Source organism: Arthrobacter echini (genome assembly GCF_004803505.1).
Lineage (GTDB): Bacteria > Actinomycetota > Actinomycetes > Actinomycetales > Micrococcaceae > Arthrobacter_D > Arthrobacter_D echini.
The window spans coordinates 1-15,761 of record NZ_SSWH01000011.1; the positions used below are offsets into that span (position 1 = coordinate 1).

Below are 15,761 nucleotides of genomic sequence, written 5' to 3' on the forward strand. Positions count from 1 at the left end.
GAGAAGTGTTCTAGTCGATGCCCTCTTTACCGGAGTTCCGTTGCCTCACCAGCGGCGACACGCCCAACACCGAGCTTCCTTGACCACCCCGCCCTCCGCTTAACTACACGGCATTGGCCCTAGCGCCACCGCACGCCCATACCACCGTCCGAGGAGGACTCCCCACGTGCTGACACCGACATCGACCTACCGACTGCAGATCCGCGACGAGTTCGATCTGCATGACGCGGCAGCGCTCGTGCCCTATCTGCACGATCTCGGGGTGGACTGGGTGTACCTCTCGCCGATCCTGACCGCCGAGAAGGGATCGGACCACGGTTACGACATGACCGATCCCTCCGCGGTGGATCCGGCGCGCGGCGGTCCGGACGGCCTCGCCGCACTCAGCGAGGCGGCACGGACCGCTGGTATGGGCGTGCTCGTGGACATCGTCCCCAATCACATGGGTATCCAGACGCCGAGCGACAATCCGTGGTGGTGGCAGCTCCTGAAGGAGGGCCGAGGTTCACGCATGGCGGAGGCCTTCGACGTCGACTGGGATGCCGGGAGCGGGCGCCTGCGGGTCCCCGTGCTCGGGGACGGTGAGGACGAGCTGGCACAGCTGAGCCTCTCGGACGGCGAGCTGCACTACTACGACAACCGGTACCCGATCGCCGAGGGCACGGCCCACCCCGGGGACTCCGCGGTCGACGTGCACGCACGGCAACACTACGAACTGGTCAACTGGCGGCGTGCTGACAGCGAGCTGAACTACCGGCGTTTCTTCGGCGTCAACACACTCGCCGGGCTGCGGGTGGAGGTTCCATGGGTGTTCGAGGAGAGCCACTCGGAAGTGAAGCGGTGGTTCGACGACGGGCTCGTCGACGGACTGCGGATCGACCACCCGGACGGTCTCGCCGATCCGGAGGGCTACCTGGCGCAGCTGCGGACGCTGACCGGTGGCGCCTACGTCCTCGTGGAGAAGATCCTCGAACCCGGGGAGACGCTGCCGGCGGACTGGGCCACCGCCGGCACCACGGGCTACGACGCCCTCGCGGAGACCGATAGGCTCTTCACGGATCCGGCCGGGGAGCACGCGCTCACCGCGACGGTGCCGGTGGACCCGTTCCATGAACTGACGCATCACACCAAGCGTGGCATCGCCGACGGGATCCTCCGCTCCGAGGTGCTGCGCCTCGCCCGTCTCGTCCCTGCCGAGGCCGGACTCGACGCCGGCATCGCGGCAGACGCGATCGCTGAGCTGCTCACCTGCTTCCCCGTCTACCGCAGCTATCTGCCCGGCGGCGCCGAGTACCTCGCCGACGCCGTGCGTGATGCGCAGGTCCGACGACCGGATCTCGCCGACGCGGTCTCGACGCTCCACCCCCTCCTGAATCCCCTCCTGGAAGGGCCCGGGGAAATGACCGAACTGGCGCGGCGCTTCCAGCAGACCTCGGGAATGGTGATGGCGAAGGGCGTGGAGGACACGGCCTTCTACCGGTACTCCCGGTTGGTCTCCCTCAACGAGGTGGGAGCTGATCCGAGCATCTTCTCGATCGATCCGCTGGAGCTCCACCGCCGGTTGCTCGAGCGTCAGACCGTGAACCCGCTGGCCATGACCACGCTCAGCACCCACGACACCAAGCGCAGCGAGGACACCCGGGCGCGCATCTCCGTCCTGTCCGAACTCGCCGGGGACTGGACGGGGATCCTCGAGCGGCTCGAGGAGCTCGCGCCCGTCGGGGACGCCACGTTCGCGCCCCTGCTGTGGCAGTCGCTGATCGGCGCGTGGCCGTTGAGCAGGGAGCGGGCGCACGCGTACGCCGAGAAGGCATCGCGCGAGGCGGATCTCAGCACGCACTGGACTGCACCCGACGAGGACTTCGAGCGGGGCATGCACGCCGCCGTGGACGCGGCGTTCGACGACGACGCCGTGGCAGCACTCGTCACGGACACGGTCGAGCGCATCCGGGAGGCCGGCTGGTCCAACTCGCTCGCCCAGAAGCTGCTGCAGCTCTCCATGCCGGGCGTGCCGGACGTCTACCAGGGCACGGAGTTCTGGGACACGTCCCTCGTGGATCCGGACAATCGGCGCGAGGTCGACTACGAGGCGCGCCGGCAGGTGCTGACGGACATCGACTTCGGGGAGCTCCCCGAAGTGGGCGCCGACGCCCACGCCAAGCTGCTCGTCGTCGCGCGTGCCCTGAAGCTGCGCCGGGACCGCCCGGAGCTGTTCACGGGTTACACGGCCATCACGGCATCCGGCGACGGCGCGGATCACGTCTTCGCCTTCGACCGCGGGGGTGCCATCACGCTGCTCACGCGTCTGCCCCATGGACTCGCCGCGCGCGGCGGCTGGGGTGACACGACGATCGAGCTTCCGGCCGGCACCTACACCTGCGCACTGACCGGCGCCTCCGTCGGTGGATGTACCGTCCGCGCGGCCGAGGTCTTCGCCACCTTCCCCGTCGCACTACTGGTCCAGGAGGACGCAGCATGAGGAATCCATTCGATGTGTGGGCGCCGCGCGCCGACGCGCTCACCCTGGTGGTGGAGGGTACCGAGTACCCCATGACGCAGCAGGAGGGCGGCTGGTGGCACGCTGTCGGGGCGCCGGCGTCGTCGTCTGATCTGTCCTACGGCTACCTGGTGAACGGGGCCGACACCCCGGTACCCGATCCACGCTCACGCCGGCAGCCGGATGGAGTCCACGGGCTCTCGCAAACCTTCGACCCTCTGGAGCACGACTGGCAGGACGGGTCCTGGAGCTCGCCGGGCCTGGACGGCGGGGTCATCTACGAGCTGCACCTGGGCACCTTCACACCCGAGGGAACGCTCGATGCCGCGATCGACAGGCTCGGCCACCTCGCGGACCTCGGCGTGCAGTACGTGGAACTGCTCCCCGTCAACGCCTTCAACGGTACCCACAACTGGGGGTACGACGGCGTGCTCTGGTACGCCGTGCAGGAGAGCTACGGCGGTCCGGCCGCCTACCAGCGCTTCGTCGACGCGGCCCACCGTCACGGCCTCGGCGTCATCCAGGACGTGGTGTACAACCACCTCGGGCCGAGCGGTAACTACCTGGGTCTCTTCGGCCCGTACCTCACCGAGGGCATGGCCAACACCTGGGGCGACTCCCTGAATCTCGACGGCCCGCAGTCGGACGAGGTGCGCGAGTACGTCATCGGGAATCTGCTGATGTGGTTCCGCGACTACCACGTGGACGGACTCCGCCTGGACGCCGTCCACGCCCTCCACGACGAGCGAGCCGTCCACATCCTCGAGGAGTTCGGCGCCCGCACCGACCAGTGCGCCGCCGAGCTGGGCAAGCCCCTGTTCCTCATCGCCGAGTCCGACCTCAACGATCCGCGGCTCATCACCTCGCGCGAGAGGGGTGGCTACGGGCTCGCGGGGCAGTGGAGCGACGACTTCCACCACGCGGTGCACGTGAACCTGACGGGGGAGACGGAGGGCTACTATCACGATTTCAACTCGGTCGGTGCGCTCGCGAAGGTTCTCGAGGCCGGCTTCTTCCACAACGGGACCTACTCGTCCTTCAGGGAACGCCATCACGGCCGTCCCATCGATGCCGAGCAGGTGAGCCCCCTGCAGCTCGTGGTCTGCACGCAGAACCACGACCAGATCGGCAACCGGGCAGCGGGGGATCGCCTCAGCGCCACGCTGGAGCCCGCCCAGCTCGCGCAGGCTGCCGTCCTGAACATCCTCGGCCCCTTCACACCGATGCTGTTCATGGGCGAGGAGTACGGCGCCTCGACCCCGTGGCCGTTCTTCACCTCCCACCCCGAGCCGGAGCTGGGCAGGGCGACGGCGGAGGGCCGGCTCAGGGAGTTCGAGCGCATGGGCTGGCGCGCGGAGGATGTTCCGAACCCGCAGGATCCTGGGACCTTCCGCTCGGCGAAGCTGGACTGGGCGGAGCTGGAGCAGGGGAGCCACGCCGAGCTGCTGTCCACGTACCGGGACCTCATCCGGCTCCGTGCGGAACGCCCCGATCTGCGTGAGGCGGACTTCGGCAGCATCGCGGTGGAGTTCGACGAGGCGGGCCGCTGGCTCCTGCTGCGGCGCGGCAGCACCGCCGTCGCGCTGAATCTCGGCGACGAAGCGTCCTCCGTACCCGTGGCGGGCACGGAGGCCGACGTGCTGCTGTCCACGGTGGACGGTGTGGAGTTCCTCGCGGACAAGGTCACGCTGCCACCCCATGGCGCCCTCGTCGTCGAGCAGGCCCGCTGACTACCGGCGGGAGACCTCGGGCAGCCGGGCGCCGGCGAACACTCCCACCAGTCCCATGAGCGCGAGGAACCCGAGCGCCCAGACGATACCGAGGATCGCCAGCAGGGAGCTGATCCCGCCGACGACGAGCAGCACGAGTCCCATCGCCGAGTTCGACACCGCCACGTAGGTGGTGCGCCGATCACCCTCGGCCAGGTCGACGATGTAGGTCTTGCGCGCCACCCGGACACCGGTGTGCATCAGGGTCAGCAGGAGATAGCTGCCGATGAAGACCAGCGAACCGGTGGTCGTGTCGCCGGAGAAGCCGGGCAGGGACACGATCACCACCAGCACGATGATGATGCCCGAGGCAGTTCCGGCGCCGGCCGTCATCAGCGTCCGGCTCGACCTGTCGGCCAGCCGGCCGAAGAGGCGTCCGCCCAGCAGCGCGGCCAGACCGGACGCTATGATGAAGCCGCCCAGACCCGCGAGGCCGTCGCTGCCCGAATCGACCGACAGCGCCACCACGAAGGGCGGGCTCAGTGCGGAGACCAGCAGGAAGCTGCGCACGACGACGAAGCGCCGGAAGTCACGGTCCTCACGCAGCAGGGCGATGGTCCGGCCGAACCAGCCCTCTACGTCGCCGGGCTCACGCACGGGTTGTGCCTCACCCGCCGGCTCACGGATACCGCTGTAGAGAACAGCCACCAGGACCCAGAGCACGGCACCGCCCGCCAGCAGCCAGGCGAGCTGACCGGCGTCCACCTCCTGGTCGCCGAGGAACCGGATGCCCAGTCCCAGGGTGATCGCCACCAGCCCGGAGGCCGTCGTCGCCAGGCCGTTGATCTGACCGCGATTGCCCTTGGGCACGGTCCGGCCCTGCACGTCCTTGGAGGAGATGGAGCACAGGCACCTGCCCAGCGAGAACACGGCCAGCAGCGCCACGATGGTGAGCCCGGCAACCAGACCACTGCCGAAGGCAGCTGTTGCCGCCATGAGCGCCACCGATACCGCCTGGACGAGCGCTCCGGTGATGAAGACCCCCTTCCGCTGACGGACGCGCAGAACCAGCGGAGTCAGGAAGGCCTGCGGCAGCATCGACCCGGATTCGCGGATGGGGACGAGCACGCCTGTCAGGGCCGGGGGGACGCCGAGGGCGTCGAAGAGCCATGGCAGCACCGTCGAGGCGTTCACCGTCTGGTCGCCGGAGGACTGCAGAGCATTGGCCGCCACCAGACGCAGCCCATTGCGCGGTACATTGCGGCGCACGTCGTCGGGCAGAGTCCGCTCCGCGTCCGCGTCCCGCTTCAGCAGCAGGGAGTAGAGCTTCTCGGTAGCGTTCACGGCACTCACGCTACCGTCGAGGACCAAGGACCTTCTGCTCTGGACGGTGGCACCGATCCGGGATTGGCTGAGACGTGATGGCAATGCACGCCCGATCGCTGGTTGACCAGCAATGAGGAGACCATAGTGGATACGATGACCGGTGCCGATCTACCCCTCCTGACAGAGGCTGACCCAGCCGCAGTACAGATTTCGATGTTCATGCCGACCCACCGTTCCGGGGACGAATCCCGCGCTGATCAGCTGCGCTGGAAGAATCTGCTCAGCGCGGTCCGGGAGAAGCTCTCGGAGCGCATGAGGAGCAGTGACGTCGAAGAGTTGCTCGCACCGGCCCAGGCACTGCAGGACGACTCCTGGGCGTGGCAGCACATGCGTGAGGGGGTGGCACTGTTCCTGCGTCCGGGATGGCATCGCAGCTACCGTGTGCCGGCCAGTGTTCCCGAGCTCGCCACCATCGGCGACCGCCTGGTGCTCGGACCGGCACTGAGGCTCCTGACGGGCAACGAGCAGTTCCTCCTCCTGGCCCTGAGCCAGCAGAATACCCGCCTGTTCCGCGCCGACCGCCATTCGATCGACGACGTCGAGCTGGGCGATGTGCCCACGGCGCTGCGCGAGGTCGTGGAGGATCCCGATCCCCGCTCCGACACGATGACCCGACCGGCGAGCGCCGGGTCCGGCTCTGCGGTGTTCTTCGGCCATGGAGCCTCGGACAAGGACTACAAGCGGGACGAGATGATCAGTTTCCTGCGAGAGCTGAACACGGGTCTGCGGGCAGAACTGGGGGACGACGGAACGAAGCTGGTGCTCGCAGGGCTCGAGCCCATCGTGACCGCGTATCGCGGCATCACCGACTATCAGCAGGTTCTCGACGAGGCCGTGCTCCGCAACGCCGATCCGCTCTCGAAGGAGGAGCTGCACCAGTTCGCGTGGCCGCTCATCGAGCAGCAGTTGACCGATGACAGATCCCGACTGGTCGAGCAGTTCCGGGAACTGGTGGGAACGGGACGGGCATCGAGTGAGTTGGACGACGTCCAGGAGGCAGCCGTGAACGGCCGGGTCGACACCCTGTTCGTCCAGGCGGATCCGTGGTGCTGGGAGCAGGAGACCGATGATCCACATGCCATCGTGCTGCTGGGGGAGGACCAGCGGTACGCCGAGTGCGAGCAGATCGAGGCCGCCGCCGTGGCAACGATGAACAATGGTGGCCTGGTCCACGCGACGTCGGACGGCGCCGACCCCGACAGTAGCGTCTCCGCCATCTTCCGCTACTGAGCCAGTCCCTGCTTGTTCGCCCGGTACGACGTGGCTCAGGGCCGCAACGTCGTGCGGCGTCCTGGGTCGACCGCATCGGTGTTCCGGAGTTGGCGGTCCCGGCCGGGAGCGGCGCGGAACACCAGCTGGAAGCCGTCGTCGAGCTCGAGGCGCCGAACGTCGATATGGTAGACCGGTTCGAGATGTTCTTTGACGAGGACCTCCGACGGCGTTCCTGCGGCGACTACTCGGCCATGGTCCAGAAGTAGGAGCCTGTCGCAATAGGTCGCAGCAAGATTCAGGTCATGGAGGATCACGGCGACGGCGTGATTGCTGCTTCGGGCCAGGCTCCGCACGAGGTCCAGGACCTCGTGCTGATAGCGCACGTCGAGGTGATTGGTCGGTTCGTCCAGAAGAAGGTGGGTCGTCTGCTGGGCCAGGGCCCGGGCAATCAGTACTCTTTGTCGCTCTCCACCGGAGAGCTCGTCGAAGCCCTTTGTCGCTGATGCCAGCATTCCGACCCGCTCGAGAGCATCAGCGGCGATCTCTTCGTCGCTCTCCGCACTCCGGCCCGAGGTTCTCCTGTACGGCGTCCTGCCCAGGAGGACCATGTCGGACACCAGCAGAGGAAGATCGCCGGGAGTCTCCTGCACGACGACCGAGACGGTCTGTGCTACCTGTCGAGCGGTCAGCTCCTGCAGGGTGGACGCGTCCAGGTACACGGTCCCGGTTGTCGGAACCAATGAACCGTACAGGGTCCGCAGGAGCGTGGTCTTGCCGCTGCCGTTGGGACCCACGAGCCCCAGCACTTCTCCGTGCCGGACGCTCACATCCACACTGTCGAGAACCGTCCGGCTCCCGTAGGCGAAGGATATCGCGGAGCCGGATATCACTGCTCGAATCGTTCGATGATGTGTTCCAGACCAAGGATGGACAGCGGAGAGGCCGGCTCGGTGAAATTGAACAATTGAACCATCACGTCGTCATTCGCAACCGCCGTGATGGACTGCGCGCCCCTCAGGGAGGTGATGGCGCTGGAGATCTCTGTCGGGTCTCCTGCCGAGTGCAGAAGGATCAGCACATCAGGGTCCCGGCCGATCAGCTCTTCCCTGCTGACCTCGAAGACTCGCTGGTCCTCGTCGGCGAAGACGTTGGTGAATCCCGCCGCTTCCAGCTGAGGGTGAGCCATCGATCCGGTGCCGTAGGCATAGGTCACGCCGCCGCCGACGGTCGGGTAGAGCACGGCGGCGGTCCGCTTCTCGCCCTCGGGGACCGAGAGGGAGATCTCCTGTACGCGGTCGTCGAGTTCCTGTGCCAGCTCGATTCCTCGCTCCTCCATCCCGAAGGCTCGCGCATAGGTTTCCATCTGGTCGCCGATGTCGGCGAAGTCGGCATCGCTCGGAGGATCGGGACAGAAGGAAGGCTCCTCCAACAGGGGAATACCGGAGGCTGCGAGCGTCTCGCGGTTCATGCCCTCAGCCGTGCCCAGGACCAGGTCCGGTTCCTGGGCCATCACGACCTCCTGGGAGATCTGCAGGTGGCCGGAGGTGTCCAGTTTGTCGGTCAGTAGTGGAATGCGATCGATCTCGGCCTGGGTGTCGGCATCGTAGTACTCGGAAGGGTAGGTACCGGCCCGGGCCACGACCCTGTCCATGACATCGAGAAGATGCAGGAAGGTGACGGGTGAGCTGTCGAGCAGGACGACCCGTTCCGGAGGCGCAGCCAGGATGACCTCCTTGCCGCAGTTCATGATGGTCAGCGGGTATTCCCCTGATTCATCAGTGGCAGCTTCGTCAGGGCCTGCGGCGCTCGAGCATCCCGCAAGTGCCAGCGACAGAGTGCTCGCGAGGGCGAGCGAAAGGACAGAGAACTTCTTCACGGTACTCCTAGGTCGGTGGATCTGGTCGTGTTCGTGGTTCATGCGGTCGTCAGGACCCCGGATGCATGCGACGGATCAGGTAGAGCAGGAAGGGTGCACCGATGAAAGCGGTGATTATCCCGATGGGCAGCTCCTGTGGCTGTAGCAGGGTTCTGGCAACGAGGTCAGCCCACACCAGGAAGATGCCACCCAGGAGGCCCGATACCGGAACGGCCCACACGTGGGCCGCGCCTACGAGACGGCGGGCGAGGTGTGGGACCACCAGGCCCACGAAGCCGATACTGCCGGAGGCGGCGACCACCACGCCGATGCACAGTGAAACGACCACCAGCAGCTGGGTGCGGAACCGGGCCGGAGAGATACCCAGGATGTGTGCTGTCTCGTCCCCGATGGCCAGGGCATCGAGCCGACGTCCCCACCAGCTCAGAAGTGCTCCGGTGAACAGGACCACGACCACCACCACCCCCAGTGGGCTTCCCCACTTGGCCAGGGCGAGGGAACCGAGGAGCCAGAACATGACGGACCGGGCTCCTTCGGTGGAGCCCGAGGCGAAGATCAAGAAGCTCGTGACGGCTGTCAGGGCGTAGCCGATCGCCACTCCTGCGAGGAGCAGTCTCATGGAGGTCACTCGTCCGGCAGAGCGCGCCACGAGATATACGAGCAGGGATGCAACCAGGGCGCCGGCGAAAGCACTCACGGACAGAGCATGTTCGCCGACGCCCAGCCCGACCCCGAAGAGGATCATGGCTGCAGCGCCACTGGACGCTCCCGAATTGATCCCCAACAGGTAGGGATCCGCCAGCATGTTCCGGACCATCGCCTGGAGCGCCGCGCCACACATGGCCAGACCCGCACCAACAGCGGCACCCAGGAGCGCCCGCGGCAGTCGGACATCCCACACGATGGCCGACGCCGTCGAGTCCAGTGTCTCCCTGCGGGGAAGCCGACCCAGGTGGGAGAGCAGCAGTTCGGCGACAGTCCCAGGGGCGACCGTGACCGGCCCCAGGGCAACGGCCAGGACCAGACTCACCATGAGCAGCAGGCAGAGGGCCGATACCCAGGCCGTGTTCCTGCCGCGACGGCGGGACCGCCCGAGCGGATCAGCGCGACGTTGCCCGGCCGGCCGTGCGTCGAATCCGGTGCTTCTCATCGGTGGACTGCTTTCTCGAACGGGCTCGCACAGGGATGACTGACATCACCCGGTCCGGGCCCCGATGCCGGCCTTCAGCGCTCTCGTTCCCGGTGACGGATGGGCCCGAACAAGGATGCCGGCCCGTCCGAGCGACAGTGTCGTTGCAGGGCAGCACCGTGGCCGGTGACCAAGTCCTCACTGCTGTGGTGTCATGACCACCTTCGTCCCGCACCGATCCTCACGACGTCGACCCTGCGGCCCCCGGTGCATCACTCCGGAACATAGGGCCGGTATTGGTCGAGTGTTCCGTCGAGCACGGGCACGAGCAGATCCGTCGTGTCGTCGCTCGTAGCGACGGTGATGGTCGTGTTCGCGCCCGGAGCGTCGTCGGCGGTGTCGATGATCGTCTCGTTGTGCAGCAGGGAGAGCTGCTCGTCGGGCTCGACAGTGATGACTACTTCGTCGTCGTCGTCGGTGATCGTGACCTCGACGGATTGATCCGATTCGTTCTCCAGAGTTCCCAGGAGGCGGGCAGGCTCCCCTTCAGCAGCGGCGACGAGGAGCACGCCGAGGAGATTGACGGAGCCCACCGCTCCGTTCTCCCCGACGGCGATCGCGCCGGTCCGGTCCTCGTCGGACGAGGAACAGGAGGTGAGGGTTGACATGAGGAGGAGCGACGAGGCTACGGTACCCACGATCACTCGTCTCCCGTGCGTCATTCGTGTCGACGACATTCAAGTCCTTCTTAAGCGTTGGATGGGCCCGTAACGGCGGTTCCGGCAGGGCATGCCAAGACTAATCGATCGAGATCACCGAGGTCGGGTCGGGAAGGACGCTACGGCCGTCCTTGCTGCAGTACAGGTGCACCTCTAGCATGGAAGCATGGAGAACAAGGATCAGGACGCCACCGCCCCCGTGCCGGAGAAGCAGATCCACAGGTGGAAGGACGACGGCGGCCCGGTGATCGTGGAACCGGACGACGAGCCCGAGCAGGAGGCGTCGGACAAGAACTGACGACCGATGACGGGTCGGCGGTCGTTCTACGCATCTGCCAGGAGTCCGTTGAACGCGGCATCGAGTCTTCTGCCGAGTTCGATGGCGTCGGGTGCAAGGCTGGAGATCAGAGTCGCTTCGTCCGACAGTTCCATGACTGCAGTATCCGCCACCATCGCCTGACTCTGAGGTAGCGCTGCTCTCTGCGGATCGACAATGACGATCGTGCCGAGCGAACGACGGTTTCCGGTCACTGCCGCGCTGTTCCAGCCGGGTGCCCCTGAGCCGATGGCGAGTTCCTGGTCGTAGACAGGTTTTCCGTCACGGATCACCCGCATTCGCTGGCGGAACCGTCCAGGCTCCTCGCCGAACCGTCCCAGCGCGATCTCCTCCCTTGCATACAGCCGGGCTCCGGCCGCGAGATCGATGGTGCTGAGCGTCGTGTGATGACAGTTCCGGGCCGCGATCTGCAGACCGGGGTTCCAGATCAGCGTTCCGCCCTCCGCTACCGTGATGGACACGTCGCTGCGCGACTGCTCACCATGCACGCCCGGTAGGACGAGATTCGCAGCAGCCGCTCCGAGCATCAGGAACGCGCCCTTGCCGACCGTGACCTCCAGGCGAAGCTGATCCCCACCCAGAGGCCCGGCTGCGCCTGCAACGATCCTGACCATGACCGGTTTGGTCCCGGGAACGTTCCACTGCGCCGACCAGCCGGGCAGGACCTCCTTGGTGGGACGGAGAACCAGTGCACCCTGCGAGCGCATACGCTCGATGATCGAACGGGTCACGCCCTGCGTGGTCTGCGAACTACCGATATCGAGAACAGCGTGTGAGCGCATCAGTGAGTGTGTTCGCTGAGTTTCTCCTTCACCCAGGCTGCCACCGAGGTTGCGGCCGGGTCCTGCGTGAGAGAGGTGAAGAGCACGGGGAGGTCTCCGCGCTTGGCCTTCGCGTCGCGATCCATAACGTCCAGATCTGCGTTGACGTGAGAGGCGAGGTCCGTCTTGTTGATGACCAGGAGGTCCGACGTCGTCACCCCGGGACCACCCTTACGCGGAACCTTGTCACCGCCGGCTACGTCGATGACGAAGATCTGCTGGTGGATCAGGCCCCGGCTGAACGTCGCCGTCAGGTTGTCCCCGCCACTTTCCACCAGAATGAGATCCAGTGGAGGCAGCTTCTCCTCCAGCTCCTCGATGGCCTCGAGATTCGTGGAGATGTCATCACGGATCGCCGTGTGGGGGCAGGCGCCGGTTTCCACGGCCGTGACGCGGTCTGCAGGGAGCACGCCGTGCCGCAGGAGGAAGTCCGCGTCTTCCGTCGTGTAGATGTCGTTGGTCACCACCGCCAGCGCCAGGTCCTTGCTCAGGGTCTTGCAGAGCGCGGCCACGAGGGCTGTCTTTCCGGAGCCCACAGGGCCGCCGATGCCGATCCGCAGGGCCTGCTTCGGCTGTCGGGTGATCGGCTCCTCCTCGTCGACGTGGATGTGTGCTGGAGTGGCCTGAAGTGTGTTCGCGCCTTCGTGGCTGGGTTCGAGCAGGTGTGAGATGTCGTGATCGTGATCGTGGTTGTGGACGTGGGGCTGATTAGCTTGCAAAGAGTCGTACCTCCCAGGTTGCGTGTACTTCTGCGGATATGTCGATGAGATAGCCGGCGCTGGCCGGTAGGTCTGCGGGCGACGAGGATGCGGCGGCGAACCCACCTGCGCCGACGGTGGCGACGTCGTCGGCCAGTCTCGCCAGCAATGCATTCACCTCGAAGGGGTCCAGCCCCAGCAGCCGCACCGAAGCGGTTGCAGGGCCTGTGATGGATTCCTGCGCGGCCGCCGTCGCCGCGAGAACGGGGGGTTGGCCTGCAGCGCCCGCCACGACCCCGAAGGCAATGGGCTGGTGCACTCCCTGGCCGGGTAGGCGAGCCAGTTCCTCCACCAGCGGGTGCGGCCAGATACGTCGCCCGGCTCGGACCAACTGCCTGCCCAGACGACGGGACACCACTCTCAGGACAGGGGAGGGTGTGCGCGCGTCGAACTCGGCGTCCAGGGCGGCGAGGCTCTCGGAGAATGCGGCGTGGCCGATCTCGTCGCTCATGCGTGCCGCGCGACCGAAGGAGAGGCAGGATGAGCCGGCGAACGCTGCCGCGACGAGCCCGGTGGTGTGCAGCCGACCCAGGAGGAACTGCTCCATGGAGGCTATGTCGGTGACCTTCTCATTGGCTGCAGCTGCCTCGAATCCCCCGGAGTGTGCATGACCACCAGCGGGGAACCGACCGTCGATCAACAGCATGAGCGCCGACATGCTCCTGAGCGATGCGATCGACTCCCACGCCTCTCCGCCGGCGTCCGCCGTCATCGACGGGTCGGACGGAAGCGTGCGTGGGCTGTCATTGAGAGTGTCCGACATCAGAACAGGAAGTACCGCTGTGTCATGGGCAGCTTCTCCGCAGGCTCGTGCTCGATGAGCTCGCCGTCGACTTTCACACCGTACGTGTCGGGGTTCACCTCGATATGTGGCATCGCCGTGTTCTCCGGCAGATCCTCCTTGGTGCGCCCCCGGGTGTTCTGTATGGCCACGAGCTGCCGCTGGATGTTCAGTCTGTCCGCCAGCTTGTCCTCGATGGCGATGTCCGACACGAAGGCGACACTTGTTGCCGCTGCAGCCGGGCTGTGCGAGTTGAAACCCAGGCGCTCCAGTACTGGTTGCGGGGTCGGAATGGAAGCGTTCGGATCTCCCAGCGCCGCAACAGCTGCTACGCCGCCCTTGAAGACAGCTGTCGGCCTCACCCCGAAGAGGGCCGGCTGCCAGAGTACGAAGTCTGCCATCTTACCCGCCTCGATGGATCCGATCTCATGGTCCAGACCATGCGCCACAGCCGGGCAGATCGTGTATTTGGCGACGTAACGCCTGGCCCGATGATTGTCGGCCTTGCCGTCTCCGGGGAGTGAACCGCGGAGCTTCTTCATCTGGTGAGCGGTCTGCCAGGTCCGGATGACCACTTCCCCGATGCGACCCATGGCCTGGGCATCGGAGGACATGATGGACAGCGCCCCCAGATCCTGGAGGACATCCTCCGCCGCGATCGTTCCGGCGCGCACCCTGCTCTCGGCGAAGGCGAGGTCGTTGGGAACCTGGGGGTTGAGATGGTGGGCCACCATCACCATGTCCAGGTGCTCGTCGACAGTGTTGACAGTGAACGGCCTGGTCGGATTCGTGGACGCCGGCAGGACGTTGCGCTCACCGGCAATGCGGATGATGTCGGGGGCGTGGCCGCCACCGGCTCCCTCCGTGTGGTACGAGTGGAAGGTCCGTCCGTTCACAGCCCGGAGCATGTCCTCGACGAAACCCGCCTCGTTGAGGGTGTCGGAGTGGATGGCCACCTGGACGCCGCTCTCATCGGCCACCTTCAGGGCCGCATCGATCACGGATGGCGTTGCGCCCCAGTCCTCGTGGATCTTGAACCCGCCGACGCCGCCGCGCAACTGCTCCCACATCGCTTCCCTGGACACGGTGTTGCCGCGTCCGAGGAACAGGACGTTGACCGGCCACGGATCGAAGCCCTCGAGCATGCGTTCCATCCACCAGGAGCCAGGAGTGGCCAGCGTTGCTTTCGATCCCTCGGTGGGTCCGGTTCCACCGCCGACGACGGTCGTGGTGCCGGCTGCCAGTCCCACTTCCAGCATGTCGGGCCCGACGAAGTGCACATGCGTGTCGATGGTGCCCGCTGTCATGATCAACCCGTTGCCCGACATGACCTCCGTCGAGGGGCCGATGACGAGATCCGGGTGGACACCATCCATGGTCTCGGGGTTGCCGGCCTTTCCGAGGGCGACGAAGCGACCGTCCCGGATGCCGACATCGGCTTTGATGATGCCCCAGTGATCGAGGATCACGGCGCCCGTGATGATCAGGTCGGGTGTTCCCTCGGCGCGCGTGGCGCGGGACTGACCCATCGACTCGCGGATCGACTTGCCTCCACCGAAGACGACCTCGTCTCCGCCCGAGCAGCGGTCCTCCTCGACCTCGATCAGGAGATTCGTATCGGCGAGCCGGATGCAATCCCCGGTCGTGGGCCCGTAGGACGCCACATACTCGGCTCTATCGATCCTGGTCATCGAGTTTCCCTCCACATAGCCCGCGCAGTCCGTAAATGATGCGGTCTCCCCTGATAGGGACGAGTTCTACTTCCTCGGCTGCGCCGGGTTCGAATCTCATCGCACCTCCCGAAAGAACATTGAGCCTCTTTCCCCAGGCCGCGTCCCTGTCGAATTCCAGACCCGTGTTCACTTCGGCGAAATGGAAGTGAGATCCGATCTGCACTGGGCGATCGGCAACATTTTCCACACGGATGGTTGTCACCTCGAGGCCGACGTTGATATCGATATCGCCGTCTGCGAGGAAGAGCTCACCTGGGACCACCGGTTCCTGCGGATCGCCGGGCGGCGGCGTTTTACGCCTTGGTGCCTGGCGTTCGTTGGTCCCCGGGCGTCGCGGCTCGCTGGGACTCGAGGAACCGCTCCGTCGTTTTCCGACCTTCTTCCCGGAGTCGGAATCCCCGGAGTAGTCCTTGCCCGGATGATCGGAGGGGTGCCCGGTCGTCGAGAGTTCTGTCTCGGAGAGATCGGGATTGAAGAAGGGATTGCTGGACTTGTCACTCATTGAATAGGGTCCGTAACTGTCACGAGCTTGGTTCCATCCGGAAAGGTCGCCTCGACCTGGACCTGCGCGATCATCTCAGGAATACCTTCCATGACGTCCGCGCGGGAGAGCACATGGCGGCCGGAGTCCATCAGATCCGCCACCGATTCACCGTCCCTCGCTCCCTCCAGGAGATAGGAAGTGATGATTGCCGTCGCTTCCGGAAGATTCAGGAGGACACCCCTGGCTTTCCGTTCCAGGGCGAGTTTTCCCGCGGTGAAGATCATCAATCGTTCCTGCTCGTGGATGCTCAGAAACATGT

Annotated in this window: 15 protein-coding genes; 4 read left to right on the forward strand and 11 right to left on the reverse strand. The window is 66.0% G+C overall.

Features of this window, described 5'->3' with window-relative positions; all coding sequences use genetic code 11:
- The first annotated feature begins 166 nt into the window (after window positions 1-166).
- The gene (treY, locus tag E8P82_RS11930; protein WP_136455155.1) at window positions 167-2,479 is read left to right on the forward strand and encodes a malto-oligosyltrehalose synthase; all 2,313 of its coding nucleotides are present in this window, start codon (window positions 167-169) and stop codon (window positions 2,477-2,479) included.
- Window positions 2,476-4,227, forward strand: a complete 1,752-nt coding sequence (gene treZ, locus E8P82_RS11935; protein WP_136455157.1) for a malto-oligosyltrehalose trehalohydrolase — start codon at window positions 2,476-2,478, stop codon at window positions 4,225-4,227. Before treY ends, treZ begins: the two co-directional genes overlap by 4 nt.
- On the opposite strand, the gene E8P82_RS11940 is transcribed toward treZ, so the two are convergent.
- Window positions 4,228-5,550 carry an MFS transporter gene (locus E8P82_RS11940; protein WP_136455158.1) on the reverse strand — a complete coding sequence of 441 codons (1,323 nt, stop codon included), beginning with the start codon at window positions 5,548-5,550 and terminating at the stop codon, window positions 4,228-4,230.
- Between the two features lie 201 nt (window positions 5,551-5,751).
- On the opposite strand from E8P82_RS11940, the gene E8P82_RS11945 reads away from it, so the two are divergent.
- Complete coding sequence (locus E8P82_RS11945; protein WP_136455160.1) at window positions 5,752-6,822, forward strand: baeRF3 domain-containing protein; 1,071 nt, start codon at window positions 5,752-5,754, stop codon at window positions 6,820-6,822.
- A gap of 35 nt (window positions 6,823-6,857) precedes the next feature.
- Here E8P82_RS11945 and E8P82_RS11950 read toward each other — a convergent pair whose 3' ends face one another.
- The 4 genes from E8P82_RS11950 to E8P82_RS11965 form a co-directional block, all read right to left on the reverse strand.
- A complete protein-coding gene (locus E8P82_RS11950; protein ID WP_136455161.1) occupies window positions 6,858-7,694 on the reverse strand; it encodes an ABC transporter ATP-binding protein in 837 nt (278 codons plus the stop codon).
- Window positions 7,691-8,680 carry an ABC transporter substrate-binding protein gene (locus E8P82_RS11955; RefSeq protein ID WP_246021318.1) on the reverse strand — a complete coding sequence of 330 codons (990 nt, stop codon included), beginning with the start codon at window positions 8,678-8,680 and terminating at the stop codon, window positions 7,691-7,693. Before E8P82_RS11955 ends, E8P82_RS11950 begins: the two co-directional genes overlap by 4 nt.
- A gap of 49 nt (window positions 8,681-8,729) precedes the next feature.
- Window positions 8,730-9,830, reverse strand: a complete 1,101-nt coding sequence (locus E8P82_RS11960; RefSeq protein WP_136455165.1) for a FecCD family ABC transporter permease — start codon at window positions 9,828-9,830, stop codon at window positions 8,730-8,732.
- Window positions 9,831-10,081: 251 nt separating this feature from the next.
- Window positions 10,082-10,477: a hypothetical protein gene (locus E8P82_RS11965; protein WP_136455166.1), complete on the reverse strand. Its 396-nt coding sequence runs from the start codon at window positions 10,475-10,477 to the stop codon at window positions 10,082-10,084.
- 217 nt (window positions 10,478-10,694) lie between these two features.
- Here E8P82_RS11965 and E8P82_RS15415 point away from each other — a divergent pair, with 217 nt between their 5' ends.
- On the forward strand, window positions 10,695-10,826 hold the full coding sequence (locus E8P82_RS15415) for a hypothetical protein (RefSeq protein WP_281275798.1): 132 nt from the start codon (window positions 10,695-10,697) through the stop codon (window positions 10,824-10,826).
- Between the two features lie 26 nt (window positions 10,827-10,852).
- On the opposite strand, the gene E8P82_RS11970 is transcribed toward E8P82_RS15415, so the two are convergent.
- Genes E8P82_RS11970 through E8P82_RS11995 form a run of 6 tightly spaced genes read right to left on the reverse strand, consistent with a single transcriptional unit; the run spans window position 10,853 to window position 15,759 of the window.
- Window positions 10,853-11,647: an urease accessory protein UreD gene (locus E8P82_RS11970; protein WP_136455168.1), complete on the reverse strand. Its 795-nt coding sequence runs from the start codon at window positions 11,645-11,647 to the stop codon at window positions 10,853-10,855.
- Window positions 11,647-12,405 carry an urease accessory protein UreG gene (gene ureG / locus E8P82_RS11975; RefSeq protein WP_281275799.1) on the reverse strand — a complete coding sequence of 253 codons (759 nt, stop codon included), beginning with the start codon at window positions 12,403-12,405 and terminating at the stop codon, window positions 11,647-11,649. The genes E8P82_RS11970 and ureG overlap by 1 nt, the downstream gene beginning before the upstream one ends.
- Window positions 12,395-13,207, reverse strand: coding sequence for an urease accessory protein UreF (locus E8P82_RS15320; RefSeq protein WP_246021320.1), 813 nt, complete (start codon window positions 13,205-13,207; stop codon window positions 12,395-12,397). The genes ureG and E8P82_RS15320 overlap by 11 nt, the downstream gene beginning before the upstream one ends.
- Window positions 13,207-14,916, reverse strand: a complete 1,710-nt coding sequence (locus E8P82_RS11985; protein ID WP_136455170.1) for an urease subunit alpha — start codon at window positions 14,914-14,916, stop codon at window positions 13,207-13,209. Before E8P82_RS11985 ends, E8P82_RS15320 begins: the two co-directional genes overlap by 1 nt.
- Entirely contained in the window at window positions 14,900-15,460 is a 561-nt protein-coding gene (locus tag E8P82_RS15200; RefSeq protein WP_211096871.1) for an urease subunit beta, read from the reverse strand. The genes E8P82_RS11985 and E8P82_RS15200 overlap by 17 nt, the downstream gene beginning before the upstream one ends.
- On the reverse strand, window positions 15,457-15,759 hold the full coding sequence (locus E8P82_RS11995; protein WP_136455172.1) for an urease subunit gamma: 303 nt from the start codon (window positions 15,757-15,759) through the stop codon (window positions 15,457-15,459). The genes E8P82_RS15200 and E8P82_RS11995 overlap by 4 nt, the downstream gene beginning before the upstream one ends.
- Window positions 15,760-15,761 lie beyond the last annotated feature (2 nt).

Bases quoted from the DNA above. Each gene is read 5' to 3' on its own strand.
- E8P82_RS11945 (WP_136455160.1), top strand. From the start codon at position 5,752: ATGCCGACCCACCGTTCCGGGGACGAATCCCGCGCTGATCAGCTGCGC.
- E8P82_RS15415 (WP_281275798.1), top strand. From the start codon at position 10,695: ATGGAGAACAAGGATCAGGACGCCACCGCCCCCGTGCCGGAGAAGCAG.
- E8P82_RS15320 (WP_246021320.1), bottom strand. From the start codon at position 13,207: ATGTCGGACACTCTCAATGACAGCCCACGCACGCTTCCGTCCGACCCG.
- E8P82_RS15200 (WP_211096871.1), bottom strand. From the start codon at position 15,460: ATGAGTGACAAGTCCAGCAATCCCTTCTTCAATCCCGATCTCTCCGAG.
- E8P82_RS11995 (WP_136455172.1), bottom strand. From the start codon at position 15,759: ATGTTTCTGAGCATCCACGAGCAGGAACGATTGATGATCTTCACCGCG.
- treZ (WP_136455157.1), top strand. From the start codon at position 2,476: ATGAGGAATCCATTCGATGTGTGGGCGCCGCGCGCCGACGCGCTCACC.
- E8P82_RS11960 (WP_136455165.1), bottom strand. From the start codon at position 9,830: ATGAGAAGCACCGGATTCGACGCACGGCCGGCCGGGCAACGTCGCGCT.
- E8P82_RS11970 (WP_136455168.1), bottom strand. From the start codon at position 11,647: ATGCGCTCACACGCTGTTCTCGATATCGGTAGTTCGCAGACCACGCAG.
- E8P82_RS11985 (WP_136455170.1), bottom strand. From the start codon at position 14,916: ATGACCAGGATCGATAGAGCCGAGTATGTGGCGTCCTACGGGCCCACG.
- E8P82_RS11965 (WP_136455166.1), bottom strand. From the start codon at position 10,477: ATGTCAACCCTCACCTCCTGTTCCTCGTCCGACGAGGACCGGACCGGC.